We start from the raw sequence: 20,117 nt of genomic DNA, 5'->3' as shown, positions 1-20,117 counted from the left end.
ACGATTCCTTTTAATTCTGAAATCCTGATTCTTTAAACCATGTTTTTCAGGGTTTTACAGATCAAGGTGAAATTTTATGAAAAAAAGTATAGCTTTAATATCTGTGTTTGCGGTTTTGATGATCGCGTTTTCAGGCTGCGTGGATAACAACACCCCTGCAGTTAACGGGACAGATTCGGGCAATCCGGAAACAAACGCAATTTCTGATGAAGATGTAGCTGGAATAAGCACGCTTGAAACCCTTCCAGCAGGCTTTGAGTACATTGATACCATTCCTCTTTCCACAGATGAGATTAAAAGTGGTTATAAAGCTGAAAATGTCTCAGGGATCCTTGAAGGATCCGAAGGGATCTACAAAGACTCTAACAAAACTGAATATCACATAGATGTGATCGGGCTTGAAGATAAGGAAGCTGCAAATAATTTCATCACTGCATACAAGTCTTCTTTCCCCCCACTAAACAGTGGCTCCCGTTTTACGGATGAGTCCTTTAACGGACACTCCGCTGTGAAAATTACCGAGTACATTACAGCCGGAGGAAAAACCGTTTCCAGATACTCCTATATCTGGAGCAATGAAAACTATGTGATAGTAGTTTTCGGAAATACTGCTGAAGAAGCTCCTATAAGGCAGCTTGCAGAAGCAACAGGATACTGATTTCTTTCAGTAGAGCTGACACCTTTCAGCTTTTTTCCTTTTTTTCATAAAGTTGGCGGTTCCGGATTTATCGGTTGATATTTTGAATCTTCAAAGATGAAATCTTTTGTTTTTCTGTTCTACTCCTTGAAGGGCTGAACCTGTCTGGCCTGCAACGCAAAATAGTAACCGACGAATTCCTCCTGCTACCAGGAGAAACAGAAATCTGAACCTTCTCCCCTGTCCTAAGAATATTTTCCCTAACCCCAGAAACCTTATTTTAATTCACATATAGATATAAGCGCCTCCGCCAGCCTGTCTGGCGGCTCTGCAAAAAAAGCAGAAAACAATACAGATTTTAAATAGAAATCAGACCGAAGATTTGAACGAGAAATGAGACTGAAATTTCTGTCGCTTTGACCTGTTGTGCTCTCTTTCTAACTCAAGGACATCATCAGCAATTTAACTTTCAAGTTTCCTTCTTTTCTATCTTCTTCTCCTTTTTTGTTTTATCTTCTCTTCTCTTCTCTTCTTTTTTTATCTGAAAGCCGCTCTCCTGCGTCGAGCGTGACAAAAACGACACGGTACAGCGAATAAGGTTGCACGGGTCAGAAATATCTAATTTCGTCCTCTTGAGCGCAGTTCAGTATTAACATCCATAAACATCCATAAACATCCATAAATATCCATAAACATCCATAATTTAGTCCCCTGAGCAAAGTTCACTGCTAAAAATCCATCAAGTAGTCCTCTTGAGCGCAGCGAAAAGGACCTCGTGCTGTTGCACTTGCAGTGCAACTCCCAGAAAATCTCCGATTTCCTGAGATCCCGAAGCGAAACTCGGGTGGCGCAACGCGTGGAAATAAGGAAAAGGAGATGCAACAAAAGGGCATTTCGGAATAATACCAACTAATTAACCAGGGAGTATAAAAAAGCAATAAAGCGGATAAGAAAAAACTCTGCGGAGTCTGTTTACTTCGATTTCTTATCCGCCATACATTTACTTCAGCCATACATTTACGAAAGTCGAAGGCAGAATGCCTGTTACTTTAGTGGCGGGATGAATGCCGTCAACGTCCCATATTTTCGCTATCTGCTAACCTCTAAATACTATTCTGTCCTATTCTATGTACTGAATTCCTAAGCGATAACCAAGCCAGGGAAACCAGAACCAATTTGATCTTTCTTCACCTCTGGAACAGAGGGTAGAGCCTGTGGACTTATGAACGGTAGTTCGAGGTATGAAGCAGGAAGCCCGTTACTTCACTGATGGGTAGTTCACTTCAAGTACTTCAAATCGTTCACTTTATAAGCAAAACGCCTTTTCCGCCGACGTTAACATCGCCTACGAACTTGCGGTATGTAACGCCTTCTACTTCTTCCGTCCCTTCTTCTTTGTAGGAGGGGAGCAGATCGGATACCTCACCTTTGATGATGACCGTACCGTTCTTCATTTCGCTTGCAGGCATGGTTGCGTTGCCTTCAATGACTACTTTTCCGCCGTTGTTTGAGATTGCGGGAAGGAGCCCTACATTGCCTTTTACGAGGATCTCTCCTCCGCACATGTGTTCTCCGAGGTAGTCCTTTGTATTGCCATTGATGGTAATCTTTCCTCCGCGCATGCCGCAGGCCTCTCCGCGGTAACCTGAACCTACATAATAGGAAGCGTTTCCGTTGAGAATAATTTCTCCACCTGTCATCTCGCAGCCGAGCCAGCTGTCAGCATCGCCGTTGATTACAACCTTTCCACCCTTCATACCAAAGCCGCAGTGCATATCCACGTTGCCGTTGATCTCGATCTCTCCGGCGCTCATGTTTTGCCCGATGCGTTTTACCCTGGAGACATCGCCTTCGAAAACAATCATTGTGTTTTCCACGGAGTCGCTGCCTTCGACCTCTACATTGAAGAGGTCCCCGAGGGGGAACTGTCCGTTTCCGTGCCAGACCGAAATCGCCTTTATCTCTTCTGCGGTCTTGCCTGCAAAGTTGTCAGGGTTTACATTATCGGCTTCAATGGGGATTTTATTTGCTTTTTTGAGGGAAAGTTTTACAACCTGCATTTAGAACACCCCTTCTGTGCCGATTTCAACAGGGTTCTCGAGGTACATATCCTCAACCATATAGTTGGATTTGCTCACCGTGTAGTACTTCTTAAACTTGAGGTCCAGATCTTTCTGCATGGGGCTGTCTATGTTTTCGGGGACCTTTGCATTCACCCAGTAGATCCTGCCTTTAGGAGTGGCTTCGATTTCTCCGTCTTTTACAACGACAACTCCGTCTTTGAGGGTATACGCGGCACCTGAGAAAGCTTTCTTTACTTTTTGGTACTCAGTAGCCGGGTCAATCTGGCCTGGGAGGATGTCATAAATTGCAATATCTGCATCTGATCCTGCTTTCAGGTTTCCTTTCTCCGGTCTGCTGTATATCTTTGACTGGGCACTCCGGGTCATGACAGCAAGCTCGTAGAAGTCCAGTTCTCTGTCAATTCCGGGCAGCACCATTCTGTCAAGAGCCATCTTGGAAAAGCCTGAGATGACCTCTTCTCTCCTTTTTGCACTCATCAGGTAGGTAAAGGCTTCAGGATAGTTCACGAAAGAGCCGCCGTTAGGGCTGTCGGTTGTGAACATGATTTTCCAGGGGTCTTTTACGAGCAGAGCAAGCTCAAGCCCGATTGCCCACTGGACTGCATTTACGAAGCTCTTGGGGGAATAGAACAGGGGCACAACCCCGGAAGCATCTTCAAGTTCGATGTCCTGGTTGCTCCACTTCTCGTGCAGCATCCTTGAGTTTGCGTATTCTACCGGTCCGTCTGCAGTCATGGTCACTGCAGGGCCAAAGATGACCTGTCCAAGGTCGAAAGTCAGATGGTTTGCCCCGTTAATGTAATCTGAAACCATTGGGGCTCCTGTCTCAAAGTCCCTCCAGGAAGTGCCTGCATAGGCGTTGAACTGCACGTGAGTAACGTGAAGAGACTGCCTGTCCCTGCTTGGCTTTACCTTTTCAAAAAGCTTCATGGTCTCTATGGTGGTTGCATAGTTACCAGGCTTTCCCAGGTTGTTGCAGTGCACATGTACGGAGTGAGGGAGCTGCAGGCGCTCATTAGCTTCTGCAAGCCCCATGAGGATCTCTGCAGGGGTTACATCAAAGTTCGGGACGGGGTCATAGAGTCCGCTCACGTTCTTGCCCCAGCCCCAGGCTTCCCCACCGCCCGGGTTTACGATCTTTACTCCATATCCTCTTGAGGCTTTCAGGCCCCATGCAATATAAGCTGCGAGTTTTTCAGGTTCTTTGTCCCTGATGTATTCCATAACCTGCCAGTTGCTTCCGAAGAGGGAGAGGCCCATTTTGTCAAGGATGGGTATTTCCTTAAATTCCTCATGGGTGTGCCTTGCAGCAAGCAGAGGAATTGCAGCCTCACAGATAGTTGTGTACCCGAGTTTTGCATACCTGTACCCGATTGCGTAAGTATTGGGAGTGTTGTACCCTACCTGCGCTCTCGTCTTTTCTGTGCGTGCAACCTGGCCCGAAAGTCCGGGTACGAGGTTTTTCCTTGCATCATTTGGATTGATGAAGCGGCCTACGTTAATTTTTCCGGCGCTGTGGGTATGCCCGTCAAAGCCCCCGGCCATGGTAAGCTTGCCTTCTGCATCGATAACCTTCGCGTTTTCAGAGACGCTGTCTACTATCTTGCCGTCTCTTATGCAGATGTCCATAGTCTCGCAGTTAATACCCTGCGCAGGATCACAGACGCTGGCGTTTTTAATCAGGATTTCCGACATCTTATGCACCTCTCTTCAGTTCCCTGACCTTTACAGTCAGGTCTTTTACGATTTCTTCGTCGGTCTTGAATTTTGAATCAATCAATTTCTTCATGTGGAGGGAAATTGCGTCCATGCGGTAAGCTGTACCCTCTGCTTCGATTCCCACAATTGCCGATGGAATCACCACATCTGCAAGTTCGGTTGTAGGGTTGGCATATGGGTCAATCTGGATTACAGGGATTCTTGCAAGATGCCTGACTGCTTTTTGGGGGAAGTGTGCCCCTGCATCAGCTGCAGCTATAATTGCAGCGTCCGGCTCCTCACGCACAAGCAGATCGTTTGCTCCGGTTTCTCCGGGGTTGTAATAGGGATATCCTTTTGCAAAGTCAATTGCCATTGGGAAGCCTGTCTCCCAGGTTGCTACCTGTCCGAAACCTGTAACGTTATAGTGCCCGCGCATTCCTATCATTACGGCTTTTGTGTGCTGGTTCAGGTCTGAAATGAGGGAAGCCATGGCATCTCCGTTCTTGTACTTTGAGCGGGACTGGGTGACTCCCATACCGAAGAAAATACAGACAAACTTTCCGTTTTTCAGGGTTTCTGCAAGCTCAATGATTTCAGCTTTAGGAACACCTGCAATGGTTTCCGGTACAACATCCTCATGCCCGTTTACGATTGAGCGGAGAGCAGTTACAAGGAGCAGGTCTGAGCCCTGTTCAATTTCCACATACTTATCAGCGAGTTTTGCAGTGTCGGTTTTTCTGACATCAATAACTGTCATCGTCCTGGCTTTCCGCCCTTTCTCGGTAAATAAGCCTTTTGAAAAGCTTGAGTAACGGGACATATGTCTGGGGTGTGCATGTACAGGGTTGCAGCCCCAGAAGACGATTACATCTGCCCTGTTCTTTATTACTCCAAGGGAGGCTGAAGGAGAGCCTTTCTCCTGGGCAGCAAGGGCTGATGGCCCGTGGCAGACGTTTGCTGTAGAATCTATAAGTGAACCGGTTTCTTCGGCAAGCTTAATTGCTCCACTGATCGCTTCACAGGAGGTAGAGCACCAGCCGTAGGAAAGTGTCCTCTTGGAATTTACCAGGATTTTTGCGGCAGCCTCGATTGCCTCCTCATAGGAGACAGGCACAAGTTCCCCATCTTTTCTGATCATCGGGGTTTCTATTCTGTCATGCTCGAACATGCCGACAAACTTGCTGTGCCCGAGAATGCAGGCATTTTCGATTTTTGTAATCTTATTATCTTCAACAGTGACTGTGATATCGTCGCAGAGGGACCCGCAGAGGGAACATACTGCGTCTTTAATTACTGGCATATTTTTTCCTCCGATTTTTTCCAGTTTCTCCGGACCTGGATGAAAATGTGATTTTTTTGTTTCAGGGGACCTTTAATCTTCCAAATACTTCTTCATCAGGGACTTCATGTCCAGAGGCTTTTCATCCGTGACCTCAATTTCCGCAGGGACGCCTTTGAATCCTGGCATTCCGCAGCCATGGGTGTCAGGGCTCAGCACTGCATTTGCCCAGGGGCCCATAGGGATAAAGGCAAGGCCATCTGGATTTCCTCCATTTGCCTTTGCAAATACCACCACTTCCCCAAACTCGGTGGTAACCTTCAGGCTGTCCCCCTCGGAGGCACCCAGCTTCTCAAGGTCTGCGGAGTTCAGTTCGCAGTAAGCACAGGCATCAAAATAACCTTTGTGTGTTTTTGCTTCCAGATGTGCGCCCTGGTTGGCGGTCCTTCCGGATATGAGATTTGCTTTTATTTTCATGGAAATTCCTCATCTGGGGTGTATTTTAAAGTTTCAATAAGCTGAATTGTTATCTTCGATGAATTTTTTAAGAATTAATTGATCAGGTTCATACTGGTTCAGAAGTTCGTTGATAATGTTTAAATCGAATCAGGGACGATGTCCCTCTTTTGAGAGTGGGCCCCTGACAGATCCAGCTTTGAGGTCTCGTAGTTTCAGTGGCTCTACTGTCTGGACCTGGAATCTCAGGGCGTCTTTTCTTATCCGATTTTTATATCGATTTTTCATTATAATTATATGTTTTATATATATTTATGCAGATTTATAAATATACGGCATTTTCAAATTATGCCTCAATTGATGGAAACCCAACATGGGTGACTTTCCCTGGTTTCCCTCGTTTTTAAAAATTTATGTGAAATATATTTATTATGTCTTTTAAATTATATATATATTCGTTATACTGACCATACCTCAATAATCCCTTTTATTATATATTACCCTATTATGTTACCCCTAACATAACGTGCTTACTGGTGCTCTTTCCATCCCCTTAATACCTGCTGTTCTGTCTGTTTTATTCTTCTGCCGCATTTCTTGTAAAAAAAATTATGAAACACCCAATTTTTCTCTATTCCGATCGTTACCCTTTAATATATCTTTGTCCATTTGTGTGTTGCAAGCCCGGATAGCCTAGTCGGTTGGGGCGCCAGACTCATAGGGACCTTATATGAGGCGTCTTTAATCTCCTGAGATATCTGGAGGTCGCGTGTTCGAGTCACGCTCCGGGCACTTTAATTCTTTTTCTAATGCAATGTGCTTTCCGGTAACTCTTATTTTGGAAGTTCACTTCATGAATCAGTAAAATTGAGTCGCTTACCAAGTATTTTTCATTTCTAAAGCTGCCATAGAGGGCAATTAATTTCATGTACTCGGTTAAATTTTTTAAATACCCTCCTTAATATCTTCCATTCTCTTTTGTCTAAAAATGATTAAGCTAACTATTTTTTTTATTACTTTCCTTCATTTTTCAGATGGTATACAAGTGTAGAAAAATGCAGGAATTATCTTGTCGGTTTGTCCACTATTTTTCATAAAGGCAAGATATACCTTTAAGTTCTTTCCATATGAGAATATCAGTATCATCTGTGTCAACTTTCATCAAAAGTTTGTCGGATGAGTCTAAGCATTTTTATTCTCCTAAATAATGCCTTATGCATCCTTATTTCTCATTTTTATTCATTTGCTTTTAACGTTACTCTTTTATAATATTAACTCTTTTACTTTCTTACTTATTTATAACAAGTTATGTTTGTTTTTATAACCATGTTGTTACATTTTTACTCTCCCCTTTCGTCAGTTAGCCACACATTGCTCTTTAACCGTAAAAATGAACCTTGAAAACGATTTTAGGTGTGAAAAATGAAATCCGAATCCGGAACTCTTGTAAAAGCTATTTCTATTTTATTTGCAGCTTTTATTTTGTTCTCTTCACTGCCTTTGCAGGTAAGTGCAGAAAATGAAATGACCCCGGGCATTGCCCTGGAAAATGATTTGACTCTAAACACTCCCCACACACTTGTTGGAGGAAGCTCTTCAAGCACTTCTTTGCAACCCATGGTCACGGAAACCGGGAAAATAAGTGTCTCCGTGGACGGGTTAGGCACCGACGGCAGTGGTATTATTCAGGTGGAAAAACCCACGGGCGCTACTGTAAAAAGTGCTTATCTTATCGCTGCTGGAGCGTGGGGTCGTCATATTCCTGAAGGAAGTGTTCTGATTAATGGGAATACAGTCGTGTGGAATAATACTGCAACCAGTTCGACCTGCCATAACTATTGGGCAGATGTTACATCGTTTGTTAAACCTGTAGTTGATGTAGCCCCGGCAGGGAGGATTGACTTCACCATTACAGAAACCAGCGCATCTTCTTCTGACGGAGAAGTTTTAGTAGTAATATTTGAGGACCCTAACCAGGTGGAAGATAATACAGTCATACTGCTGTTTGGTTGTCAGGACCCAACAGGGGATACCTTCAGCATCAAGCTTGGGGACCCCATCAATAAAGGTAATGCGAATTTAATGGTTAATATGGGACTTGGCATATCTTACAGTTACCAGGCTAGCGGGGGTGGCCAGGTCAGTAATGTTGATGTAAACGGAGTAAGGGTTACCAGTTCGGCCGGAGGGGAAGATGATGGATACGGTGGTAACGGCGCGCTTTTGACTGTAGGAGGATTGGACGACAGCATTGAAAATCCTTCTAACCCATTAGCAGGCCCGAGCAATCCACGGACTGATGACGAACTCTACAACCTTCTACCTTTCGTAAACAACGGGGATACCGACATTTCGGTCTTTACTAAGAACCCTTCTAATGATGACAACATATTCTTTTCATATTTTTTCCTGAAATCAACCACTGCGATGGTAGGCGAAGGGATTCTCCTGTCCCCTGCTTCAGGAAACGGTTCTGTCGGGTCTCAATATACCCTCACCTCTGTGGTGCAGGACGATGACGGAAATCCCTTCGAGGGAAAAGTGGTCAGTTTCATGGTCGTTTCAGGCCCGAATGCAGGCCAGAGCGGCTCTGCTACAACGGACGCAGCCGGGCGGGCTAATTTCAGCTATTCCGGGACTTCCACGGGTACTGACTTTATAGAAGCAAGCTTTGTGAACACCGCAGGCGAGACCGTCACGTCAAATCAGGCAAGTATCGAATGGACTGCTCCTCTGGTCCCTCTTCCTGTGGCAAATTTTGACTCCAATGTGACTCTGGGAATCCAGCCGCTTACTGTGAGTTTCTATGACCTGTCCGAAAATGCAGCATCCTGGCACTGGGACTTCGGAGACGGAAACAGTTCGGAGCTTCAAAACTCCACACACACATATTTTGAGCCCGGATATCATACTGTATCACTAACAGTGAATAATTCGGTAGGCAGTTCCGATACATCTGTCCGGGAAGATTATATATTCGTGCAAGCGTTGCCAATTCCCGATTTCAGTACCAACATCACTGAAGGTACTTTCCCGTTAACAGTCCAGTTCACTGATGAGTCTCAGTACGTTGAAACCGTTGAATGGAACTTCGGAGACGGAAGCAATTCAACTGGCCTGAATCCCATTCATACCTATTTAGAAGCTGGTCTGTATACTGTATCCCTTACAGCAACTGGAAATGGAACATCCGTTACAAAAACCGTTGAAGACTGTATTAATGTTACAACTCCTCCTGTTCCTGACTTCAGTGCGAATGTCACTGAAGGTACCTTCCCTCTATCCGTCCAGTTCACTGATGAATCACAGTACGCTGAAACCGTAGAATGGAATTTCGGAGACGGAAGCAGTTCAACCGGCCTGAATCCCGTTCATACTTATTCGGAAGCTGGTCTGTACACTGTTTCCCTTACAGCAACCGGAAATGGAACATCCGTTACAAAAACCGTTGAAGACTGTATTAATGTTACAACTCCTCCTGTTCCTGACTTCAGTGCGAATGTCACTGAAGGTACCTTTCCTCTATCCATCCAGTTCACTGACGAATCACAGTACGCTGAAACCGTAGAATGGAATTTCGGAGATGGAAACAGTTCAACTGCCATAAATCCTGTCCATACCTATTCTGAAGCTGGATTATACAGTGTTTCGTTAATTACAATCGGAAATAGGAGTTCAGTTTCAAAAACCGTGATTGGTTACATCAATGTGACTACTCCTCCTGTTCCTGCTTTCAGTGCAAACATTACTGAAGGTACCTTCCCATTGACAGTCCAGTTCACTGACGAATCACAGTACGCTGAGTCTGTTGAATGGAACTTCGGAGATGGAAGCAGTTCAACTGGCCTGAATCCTGTTCATACTTATTCGGAAGCTGGTTTGTATACTGTTTTCCTTACAGCAACAGGAAATGGAACATCCGTTACAAAAACCGTTGAAGACTGTATTAATGTTACAATTCCTCCTGTTCCTGACTTCAGTGCGAATGTTACTGATGGTACCTTTCCTTTATCCGTCCAGTTCACTGACGAATCACAGTACGTTGAGTCTGTTGAATGGAAATTCGGAGATGGAAGTAGTTCAATTGAACTGAATCCTGTTCATACCTATTCTGAAGCTGGTCTGTACACTGTTTCCCTTACAGCAACCGGAAATGGAACTTCAGTGACTAAAACCATTGATCGTTACATCAATGTGACTACTCCTCCTGTTCCTGCTTTCAGTGCAAACATTACTGAAGGTACCTTCCCATTGACAGTTCAGTTCACTGACGAATCACAGTACGCTGAGTCTGTTGAATGGAACTTCGGAGACGGAAGCAGTTCAACTGGCCTGAATCCTGTTCATACTTATTCGGAAGCTGGTTTGTATACTGTTTTCCTTACAGCAACAGGAAATGGAACATCCGTTACAAAAACCGTTGAAGACTGTATTAATGTTACAATTCCTCCTGTTCCTGACTTCAGTGCGAATGTTACTGATGGTACCTTTCCTTTATCCGTCCAGTTCACTGATGAGTCTCAGTATGCTGAGTCTGTTGAATGGAACTTCGGAGATGGAAGTAGTTCAACTGGCCTGAATCCCATTCATACCTATTCTGAAGCTGGTCTGTACACTGTTTCCCTTACAGCAACCGGAAATGGAACTTCAGTGACTAAAACCATTGATCGTTACATCAATGTGGCCATTCCTCCTGTTCCTGCTTTCAGTGCAAACATTACTGAAGGACTTTACCCGTTGACAGTTCAGTTCACTGATGAGTCTCAGTATGCTGAAACCCTTAAATGGAATTTCGGTGATGGGGATAGCTCAAATGAACTCAATCCGATCCATACATACTCTGCTGCTGGCCTGTATTCGGTTTCCCTGACTGCAACCGGCAACGAGACTTCCGTAACAAAGACAGTTAAAAATTACGTCAACGTCACCCTTCTCCCAATCCCTGATTTTGGCGCAAGCGTGACCACTGGCCCTTATCCACTGACTGTGCAGTTTATGGATAATTCAAGCTATGCCGAATCAGTTGAATGGGACTTCGGGGACGGGGGCGGCTCAAATGAAAGGAATCCTGTGCACATCTACGAGGAACGCGGCCTTTATACCGTCACTCTGGGTGCAAGCGGAAACGGGACAACGGTAAATAAGACCGTTGAAGACTTCATCAATGTCACAATACAGCCCTTCCTTCCTGCAGCAAACTTTTCGGCAAGCCTTATGACAGGGCCAGCGCCTTTGACTGTCAGGTTCACTGATGAGTCTTACAATGCCGTTTCTCGGGAATGGGACGTTGATGGGGACGGGCAGGTAGATTACACTGAGGAAAGCCCTGTTCATACCTATGTAACTCCGGGAAGCTACAATGTGAGCCTGTATGTTTCCAATGCTTATGGAAACAATACGAGGGTTGTGGAGGGCTGCATCAACGTCCTGGCACATCCGGTCATTTCAAAAAGGACTCTGTCAAAGGCCAGCGTTTATCCCGGTGAGGAATTTACTGCAAACCTTTCCATCGAAAGCGCCTGGGACCTCAGGGACCTTATCGTAGTGGAAGATCTCCCTGCCGGCTGGACCCTGGTTCCCATAGACAACGCAGGTGCGGAATTCGACTCCTCCCTCAATAAATGGGTCTGGGGAAACTGTTTTGCAGGGGAGCCCAAGCAGCTGGTTTACACCCTGAAAGCTCCGCTTTATTCGGACTTCGGGCTCTTCGAAATTGAAGGGAACGTGTCAGCAGAAGATTTGGTATCCATACCTGTTGAAGGTGAAAACGAGGTCATAGTCACCCCGATTGCTGACTATAACCCGAAAGCTCTGAAACTGCTGCACGTGAGAGACCCTGTCCAGGAGTTCAACATCTCGACCCACATGCTTTGTGACTTTACCTGGTATGTGAACGGGAACGAGTTCTCGGAAGGGAATACGGAAAATAGTGCGTATGCGTCTCTTTTACTCTCTCCCAAAGTCCTCTGGGAGAACGAGCAGTTCAGGAACGATTACACAAGTGTCGAAAATAGCAGCCTTTTTGCGGGCAAGTATACCGTAACAACCAGGGTTTCAAACGGCAGTGCTGCTATAAACCATACATGGAATTTCCTTATCACGGATTCCACGGAGGACAAAGAAAACATCAATAACACTGTAGTGCTGCCGATCAGGAAGGTCGAGGAAAACGAATCTGTGACCTTTGATTTCACGGAGGACCCTGACAATACCGGTGACAACAGCATTCTCGGAGTCTCTTTCAATGCTTCTTCAGCCGGAAATGTTTCGGTCTTTGTCGAAGTCCTGAAAGTTAGGGCGTCTGAGGTTTCAGAAGACCCCGAAGGGGATGTTTACCAGCACATAAACATTTACTGCAGCAACCACACGGTTATGAATGAGACTGGTTCCGACTCAAAGTTTATTGATTTCAGAGTTACCAGAGCCTGGATGGAAACAGTTGTTCAGGGCACTGTCCGGCTAAACAGGTACCATGATGGGGAATGGCAGTCTCTTAATACCTGGGAAACCGGTTCGGATGATGACTATTACTATTTCCGTGCAGAAACCCCAGGTTTTTCCCCGTTCTCCATAACAGCCGAGAAAATCTCTATTCCGCGTAATGGAGGCAGTGGGACCGGCTCGGCTACGATCCGTCCTGCTTCTTCGACAGTTGAGGATGGAAGTGCTCCGGGAGATTCTGATCCGGATCTTTTGGGAGAAAAGGAGATTACAGGAGAATCTCAAGTTTCTGGTTCTGAAAAATCCATCTATGACGAACAAGAGAAGCTCCCGGAGACTGGTTCTGAGGAAAATGACGTATCTGGAACCTCCAGTCGTATAGGCTTCATGTTTCCGTTTCTGTTGTTGCTCCTCATTGTCGGAGCGTACATGGTCTATCGGCAAACAAAAGAAAATAAATAGTAACTATTCAGCCACTGATAAAAAAGTATGTTTTCTCAGCAAAATGCTGCAATTCTCAGGATAATAGCGGCGCTCCATTGAGCGCCGCGAGAATACCGTCTATAACAGGTAAACCATTCTTTCTAATTGTAGAAACGAAATATATGGGGGATTTCAGCCGGAAACGAAAATAAGCTATGGTGATCAATGAAAATTAATCTCTTTTCTTTTGGCATTGGTTAATGAATTTCATGCACAATTTTGAATACTAAGTATAGCGATTTTCCAACATAATTTCTATATATATAACATAATAAATAACACTTTTTGACATTTTAAACCTTAACCGAATCCAAATGAATCTTTTTTTCGAATTATACCTTCACTTTTCTAATTATATTCTTCTCTTTTCGAATTATACCTCAAAATTTTCGAATTATACCCCTCAATATTTTTTATTCGGAATAACCTCTGGTAAAGTATCCCTATTTTGGGACCAAAAGTTCCGAATTTTAAAGCTGGATGAGTATAAATCAACAATAAAATTGAATGAAGATGTCACCCAATTGTAAAATTCAAAATTGTTTTGAGATGGAATTTTTTCTACTTTTTTTTTAGTTTAAGCTCATTTAGTAACACTCTTATATGTTTAGGTAATATCGTTGTGTGTTGTTAATGTCTTTTATTCAGATTATCAGGTGATTAGTAGGTAATTCACAAAAAAGGGTGTTCTGTAATGGAGAAAAAAAAATTATTAGTATTATTTTCTGTTTTCCTGACAGCTCTGATCTTAATGACGGCAGGCTGCGTTAGTCAGGACAGTTCCCAAGCTGAGGAAATATCGGCTAAGGGGATGCCGGCTGAAGAAGCCCTGGCTGAGGAGACACTGACTGAGAATGCTGCTGAAGGATCACAGCATGCGGATGTTGCTTATCTTAGCGGTGGAGATTATGGCTATCCCCAGCCATTTACGATATATCCGAGGGGCCCTGGCTCATCAAAGGTTGGAATGATCTTTGACAGTCTGTTAGAAAGAGATGAAGTCGGTATAATTCCCTGGCTGGCTGAAAGCTGGGATGTCAGTGCAGATGGAACAGAATATACATTTCATCTCCGCAAAGGTGTCACCTGGAGCGATGGGGAACCTTTCACAGCAAATGATGTCAAATTCACTTTCGATTATGAGCAGGAGAATGTACCTATCTCAGGTGGAATTGAGTCCGGGGTTATAGATAATGTCCAGGTCGTGGATCCCAATACCGTCAAATTCGTGCTGGTCCAGCCTGTTTCAACATTCCTTTACAAGCTCACGGGTTTTAATGTCATACCTGAGCATATCTACAAAAATGTCTCGGACCCTTCCAGTTTCCTTGATCCGCAGGCAGTCATCGGTACTGGCCCGTTCCTTCTTGATGAGTACAATAAAGAGCACGGATCATACAGGTTTGTAACAAACGACAATTTCTGGGGACCGGATACTGCTGTTAAGTCCGTTGAATTTATTCCGGTCAGTGATTCATTAATAGCTTTTGAACAGGGGCAAATAGATTTCACAAGTATATCCCCTGATATTCTTGATCGGTTCACATCAGACCCTGATGTAAGAGTAGTCCAGCAGCCAGCTTTCTGGGGTTACCAGTTTTATTTCAACATGAAAGAATGTCCGGAGCTTAATGACAGCAGAATAAGGCAGACCTTTGCTTATGCCATTGACCGTGAGGAACTGGTGGAAAAGATCGCAAGAGGTGCAGGAAAACCCGGTGAAATGGGCATACTCCCAGAAGATCACATATGGTATAATCCCGACCAGCCGGAATATAGCTATGATCCGGATAAGGCCGGAGCATTGCTTGAAGAGGCCGGATGGATTGATACGGATGGGGATGGAATACGTGATAAAAACGGGGAAAAACTGTCATATGTATTGTCCCTTGGCAGTGGCGAAGTTCGTATCGGGGAACTCATAAAAGAGAGGCTGAGTGAAGTGGGGGTTGACGTTCAGGTAAAAGCCCTTGAGAGCAAGTCCCGTGATACAAACCTGAAGAACGGAGACTTTGAACTCCTGATAAGCGGCTTTGGAGGCTGGGGACAGGATGCAGATTATCTTCGTACAAGGTACTGTGATACGGATTCACATTCATCAAACAGTGTGTCATCCGGTGCAGCAGTGTATGGTTACCACAATGATACCCTGAATGCTTTTGGTACTCAGGAACTGCAGGAACTTGACGATGAGAAACGGAAAGAAATTGTATACGACATGCAGACCGTGCTTGCAAATGATGTGCCTGCAATCCCGCTCTATTATACTACCTCGTATGATGTATGGCGCATTTCAAAATACGATGGTTGGATGAATATGTACGATCATCATGCAAGAACACACAGTATTCTTTCGTATCTTGAGAGGGATGGAATTGCAGAAAAAAGATGATATTAATAGCCTGATCGAATGCTGGAATAAAGCCACGGGAAACGGGCTGGTCCATGATGAGGGCAGGATGGCAGATTTCTGGAACAAACGTTCCGATAACTATGCCAATAACATTGAAAAAGATAAACGAAAGAAGAGAACCGATGAGATTCTCGAATTTCTTGAAGAAACCGGGTTTAATCCGGAAGGTTCCAGAGTCCTGGATATCGGGTGCGGACCCGGTACCCTTTCTCTTCCTCTTTCAAGGCTCGGAGCAGAGGTGACTGCGCTTGATATCTCGTCCGGAATGCTCAACAGACTAAAAGATGCCATAAAAAATGAGTCTCTTCCGGTAGATGTCATTGAATGCTCCTGGTGGACGGCAGACATAGATGAGCTTGGATTCCGGAACGAATTCGACCTTGTAATTGCCTCCATGACCCCCGGAATAAAGGATGTTGAAAACTTTAATATGATGATGGCCTGCTCAAAAAATCTCTGTTATTACAGTAACTTCCTTAGAAGAGTTGAGGATAAGGCGTATCGTGATATCCGGAGTTCGATACTCGGGGAAAAATCCGAGAATAACATGAACGGCATAATTTACCCATTCATGTATCTTTACCTCTCAGGCTACAGGCCTTCAGTCAGGATTAACCATTCCGAATGGAAGGACGAAACAAACTGGAAAGAAGCGGCAGAACAGGCAATAGGGTTCATTGGAAGAGGCCGGGATTTTGATGACGAAACAAAGGAAAAAATAATGGATTATTATCAGAATGCCTCTTCGGATGGAATCTATCGTTCCGAGTCGGATGTATATACCGGGATGATGGTTTGGGAAGTTAACGGCAGATGATCGGGTGGTAAAGGGGCAGATGATTGGATGGTAAAGGACAGGAATTCGTTTATTTTCAGGTTTTTATCGACCCTTTTTGTAATTCTTGCCATAAATTTTTTCCTTCCAAGAATGATGCCCGGAGATCCGTTCTCAACCACTTCCGCAGATGAGGTCGGGGAAGAAATTATCGTAATGACAGAGGAGCAGCGTCTTTATTACATGAACTATTACGGACTTGACAGGCCGCTTTATGAACAGTTTTTAGTATATATGAAAAATCTGATTACGGGCGACCTGGGCAGGAGTATTTATTACAAAATGCCGGTCAGTGATGTAATAATGCTTCATCTCCCCTGGACTATGTTAATTGTCGTGGGTGCTATCGTAATCAGTACAATCTCCGGTGTGGTTCTCGGAACACTTTCGGCAATGAACCGGAAAAAGGGGAGTGACAGAATTATGATGACGGGTATGATTGCCTTTGCAGAAATTCCCTCATTTCTGCTCGGCCTGATCCTTCTTCTGATTTTTAGCGCATATCTCAGGCTTTTCCCGCTTGCAGGTGCTATTACTCCCTTCGCAAACTATAATGGTCCGGCAGAACAGGCATGGGATATATTGTGTCATGCCTTTTTGCCTGTTGTGACTCTATCACTTTCACAGCTGACGGGTGTGTACCTGCTCACCAGAAATACTCTGATTACAGTGACCACAAAGGATTATATCAGGACTGCCCGGGCCAAAGGCCTGGGTGAAAAAACCGTATGGATCCGGCATGCACTCCGAAATGCACTGCTTCCGGTAGTAACAAGAACAGGTTTTATGATCGGTATAATGATGGGTGGTGTTGTACTTGTTGAGAGTGTTTTTTCTTATCCCGGCATAGGGATGACGCTCAGAAGTGCTGTAGTCGGCCGGGATTATCCTCTTATTCAGGGTATTCTCCTGATAATTGCAGTCTCCATACTTATCTGCAATCTGCTGGTTGACAAAATATACGGGAAACTTGATCCGAGAGTTGTGATATGATAAAGGATATTGCTGCCTCTGGAAATGCCGGAATACTCTCTTTTATTCAGGCTTTACATATTAACAGCATTGTCAGCAGTATAGCCAGGACATTCTCCAGGTTCAGGACTATAGCTAAGCCATTCTCCAGGTTCAGTACTGAAGGTAAAATTGGTATCCTTGGCATTCTCTGTATCATTTTAATGGCAGTTTTTGCTCCTGTGATAACAATTTATCCTCCTCAGAAGATCACAGGGGATTCACTTGAATCCCCGGGTCCCGGACACATACTCGGAACTGATGAACTTGGTATGGATATCTGGTCACAGATATGTTACGGTGCAAGAATGAGTCTTACAATAGGGTTTGCAGTAGCCTTTTTGTCCGGTTTTGGGGGAGGAGCTGTCGGAATACTGGCTGGATATATGGGAGGGCGCATTGATCAGGGCCTGATGAGAATAATTGATGTGACAATGGCTCTTCCAAGTTTTCCTCTTCTGATTGTAATATCTGCTTTTCTCGGACCAAGTATTCTTAACGTAATTTTCATACTTGTTCTTTTCAGCTGGGCCAAACCTGCACGTATTGCACGTTCCCAGACGCTGTCATTAAAGCAGAACAACTACATTATTGCCGCCCGAAATTACGGTGCAAAACCATTTTACCTGCTCTGGAGGCATATATTTCCTGAAGTTATGCCTGTTCTGCTTGTGCTTGTTATCGGCATATCTTCCCATGCAATTATAGCTGAAGCAGGGCTTGCCTTTCTGGGCCTCGGAGATCCTACTTCCAAGAGCTGGGGGATGATGCTTAATCATGCAACCGGTTTCAGGTCAATATATTTTACACCTTACTGGCAATGGTGGCTACTGCCTCCTTTGTTTATGCTCATTTTCCTCCTGCTCTGTCTGGCATTCATAAGCAGGGATATGGAGAGAATACTTGATCCGAAATTAAAGATAAAGAAAGGTTTCTGATTATGAGTTTGCTTAAAATTAATTATCTTAAATGCCACTATCTGACTGACATTAACACTGTCAGGGCTGTTGACGGCATTTCTTTTGAAATTGAAGAAGGAGAAATTCTGGGCATTGTCGGAGAATCCGGAAGTGGCAAGACCACTGTTGCACTTGGGATCATGGGGCTTTTGCCGGAAAATACAGCCATTTCCGGTGAAATTCTTTACCGGGATGAGGTAATCTCTTCTTTGCCCGAATCCGGGATGGACAGGTTCAGATGGAAGGATATTGCAATAGTTTTTCAGAACGGCCTGGATGTGATGAATCCTGTTATGAAAGTAGGCGTTCAGGTAACGGAACCAATGATAAAACATCTTGATATCAGCCCTGAAAACGCCCGAAGTAAATGTGCTGATCTATTCCGGACTGTCGGCCTTGATCCGAAATGGATGGATTCATATCCGCATCAGCTCTCAGGGGGTATGAGGCAGAGGGTTCTTCTGGCAATGGCTCTTTCATGCGATCCTAAATTACTGATTCTTGATGAAGTTACTTCTGCCCTTGACGCATTTACCCGAAAGGAGATCAGGGATCTTCTGGTTGACCTTCAGAAGAAGAACGGTTATACGATGTTAATGATCTCTCATGATATCACTTTTGTGTCTTCTGTGGCGTCTCGGATTGCTGTTATGTATTCAGGAAGGGTTGTGGAAACCGGACCTGTAAGGGATATTCTCGTATCTCCCCGTCATCCTTATACGAGGGGCCTTGTCCATTCGACACCGGATATTTTCGTTTATAAAGATTTATGGGGAATTCCCGGGGATGTTCCGGCAGGGGATGAGTTTAAGGGTTGCTCTTTCAGCCCAAGATGTACACAGAAAATCGATATATGCAATAAAGCTTCCCCGGTTCTTATGCCGGTAGGAGGCGGGCGGGAAATTGCATGCCATAGAGGTGGCATAGCAGGCCTCTTGGAGGCAAAAAACTTGAGTTTCAGGTATCTTCTGCCAAATGGAGAATATCTTAAGGCAGTTGATAATGTTAATCTGGAAGTGATGGAAGGGGAGGTTCTTGCAGTTGTTGGTCAGACCGGTTCAGGCAAGTCAACCCTTGCACATATCCTTGCAAATGTAATAAGGCCCGAATGCGGAGAGGTATTGTTTATGGATGGGAATGTCAGCGGGGGAAACTATGGAAACAGGGTCAACGGCGTTCAGATAGTATTCCAGGATCCATTCAGTTCAACCAGCAACAGGTTTACCGTGCTTGATGCAATCAAAGAGCCTCTTTATATCAATAAGATCGGGTCCAATGGAGATAGACTGCAAATGGTTAAAAATGCCCTTGAACTTGTTCGTCTTCCCACTACTGATAATTTCCTCGGAAAATATTGCGGGGAACTCAGCGGTGGGCAGAGGCAGAGGGTTGCACTTGCCAGAGCAATGGTTATGGAGCCAAAACTTCTTATTGCCGATGAGATAACTTCGGCTCTGGATGTTTCAACCTCTGCAAATGTATTGCGTCTTTTAAAGGGCCTTCAGAACAGGAGAGGGTTTTCAATGATATATATTTCACATGATCTCTCCCTGACACTGAAGATTGCTGACAGAATAGCCGTTATGAATTCCGGAAAGATTGTAGAGATGGGTAATTCCCACGATGTTATGCTTTCACCTTCGGATGAGTATACAAAAAGGCTTGTGGGTTCAAGAATAGGGCTGTGCTGTCATAATCATTAAGCCCTATGGATCTTGTTTTTACAATTCATAAATCTACACTGTTTATTTTTGTCAATGAAAGGTGAATTTCTGATATATGAGTTTCTGATATGTGAATTTCTGATAATTGTTCAAA

At 44.4% G+C, this 20,117-nt stretch carries 11 protein-coding genes and 1 tRNA gene; 8 read left to right on the top strand and 4 right to left on the bottom strand.

Annotated features, from left to right (window positions below; translation table 11 throughout):
- Window positions 1–76 precede the first annotated feature (76 nt).
- A complete protein-coding gene (locus PHF18_RS09135) occupies window positions 77–658 on the top strand; it encodes a hypothetical protein (protein WP_300101487.1) in 582 nt (193 codons plus the stop codon).
- Between the two features lie 1,280 nt (window positions 659–1,938).
- Here PHF18_RS09135 and PHF18_RS09130 read toward each other — a convergent pair.
- The 4 genes from PHF18_RS09130 to PHF18_RS09115 form a co-directional block, all read right to left on the bottom strand.
- Window positions 1,939–2,697 (bottom strand): formylmethanofuran dehydrogenase subunit C, encoded by a 759-nt coding sequence (locus PHF18_RS09130; RefSeq protein WP_300101484.1) that lies wholly within the window; start codon window positions 2,695–2,697, stop codon window positions 1,939–1,941.
- Complete coding sequence (locus PHF18_RS09125) at window positions 2,698–4,416, bottom strand: formylmethanofuran dehydrogenase subunit A (RefSeq protein ID WP_300101481.1); 1,719 nt, start codon at window positions 4,414–4,416, stop codon at window positions 2,698–2,700. It abuts the gene before it with no gap.
- A 1-nt stretch (window position 4,417) separates the two neighbouring features.
- The gene (locus PHF18_RS09120; RefSeq protein ID WP_300101478.1) at window positions 4,418–5,722 is read right to left on the bottom strand and encodes a formylmethanofuran dehydrogenase subunit B; all 1,305 of its coding nucleotides are present in this window, start codon (window positions 5,720–5,722) and stop codon (window positions 4,418–4,420) included.
- 72 nt (window positions 5,723–5,794) lie between these two features.
- A complete protein-coding gene (locus tag PHF18_RS09115) occupies window positions 5,795–6,178 on the bottom strand; it encodes a molybdopterin dinucleotide binding domain-containing protein (protein WP_300101475.1) in 384 nt (127 codons plus the stop codon).
- A 661-nt stretch (window positions 6,179–6,839) separates the two neighbouring features.
- Here PHF18_RS09115 and PHF18_RS09110 point away from each other — a divergent pair.
- The 7 genes from PHF18_RS09110 (at window position 6,840) to PHF18_RS09080 (ending at window position 20,002) form a co-directional block, all read left to right on the top strand.
- Window positions 6,840–6,949, top strand: a tRNA-Met gene (locus tag PHF18_RS09110).
- A 630-nt stretch (window positions 6,950–7,579) separates the two neighbouring features.
- On the top strand, window positions 7,580–13,060 hold the full coding sequence (locus PHF18_RS09105; RefSeq protein ID WP_300101472.1) for a PKD domain-containing protein: 5,481 nt from the start codon (window positions 7,580–7,582) through the stop codon (window positions 13,058–13,060).
- A 715-nt stretch (window positions 13,061–13,775) separates the two neighbouring features.
- The gene (locus PHF18_RS09100) at window positions 13,776–15,473 is read left to right on the top strand and encodes an ABC transporter substrate-binding protein (protein WP_300101470.1); all 1,698 of its coding nucleotides are present in this window, start codon (window positions 13,776–13,778) and stop codon (window positions 15,471–15,473) included.
- The gene (locus PHF18_RS09095; RefSeq protein WP_300101467.1) at window positions 15,451–16,311 is read left to right on the top strand and encodes a class I SAM-dependent methyltransferase; all 861 of its coding nucleotides are present in this window, start codon (window positions 15,451–15,453) and stop codon (window positions 16,309–16,311) included. Before PHF18_RS09100 ends, PHF18_RS09095 begins: the two co-directional genes overlap by 23 nt.
- Before the next feature lie 27 nt (window positions 16,312–16,338).
- On the top strand, window positions 16,339–17,322 hold the full coding sequence (locus tag PHF18_RS09090; RefSeq protein ID WP_300101465.1) for an ABC transporter permease: 984 nt from the start codon (window positions 16,339–16,341) through the stop codon (window positions 17,320–17,322).
- On the top strand, window positions 17,319–18,278 hold the full coding sequence (locus tag PHF18_RS09085) for an ABC transporter permease (protein WP_300101463.1): 960 nt from the start codon (window positions 17,319–17,321) through the stop codon (window positions 18,276–18,278). The genes PHF18_RS09090 and PHF18_RS09085 overlap by 4 nt, the downstream gene beginning before the upstream one ends.
- Window positions 18,279–18,280: 2 nt before the next feature.
- Window positions 18,281–20,002 (top strand): ABC transporter ATP-binding protein, encoded by a 1,722-nt coding sequence (locus PHF18_RS09080; protein WP_300101459.1) that lies wholly within the window; start codon window positions 18,281–18,283, stop codon window positions 20,000–20,002.
- Window positions 20,003–20,117: the final 115 nt, after the last annotated feature.

It is taken from the genome of Methanosarcina sp. (genome assembly GCF_028693135.1).
Classification (GTDB): domain Archaea; phylum Halobacteriota; class Methanosarcinia; order Methanosarcinales; family Methanosarcinaceae; genus Methanosarcina.
Note: the sequence above shows the minus strand (reverse complement) of the source record. Positions and strands in the feature narration are given on the sequence as shown.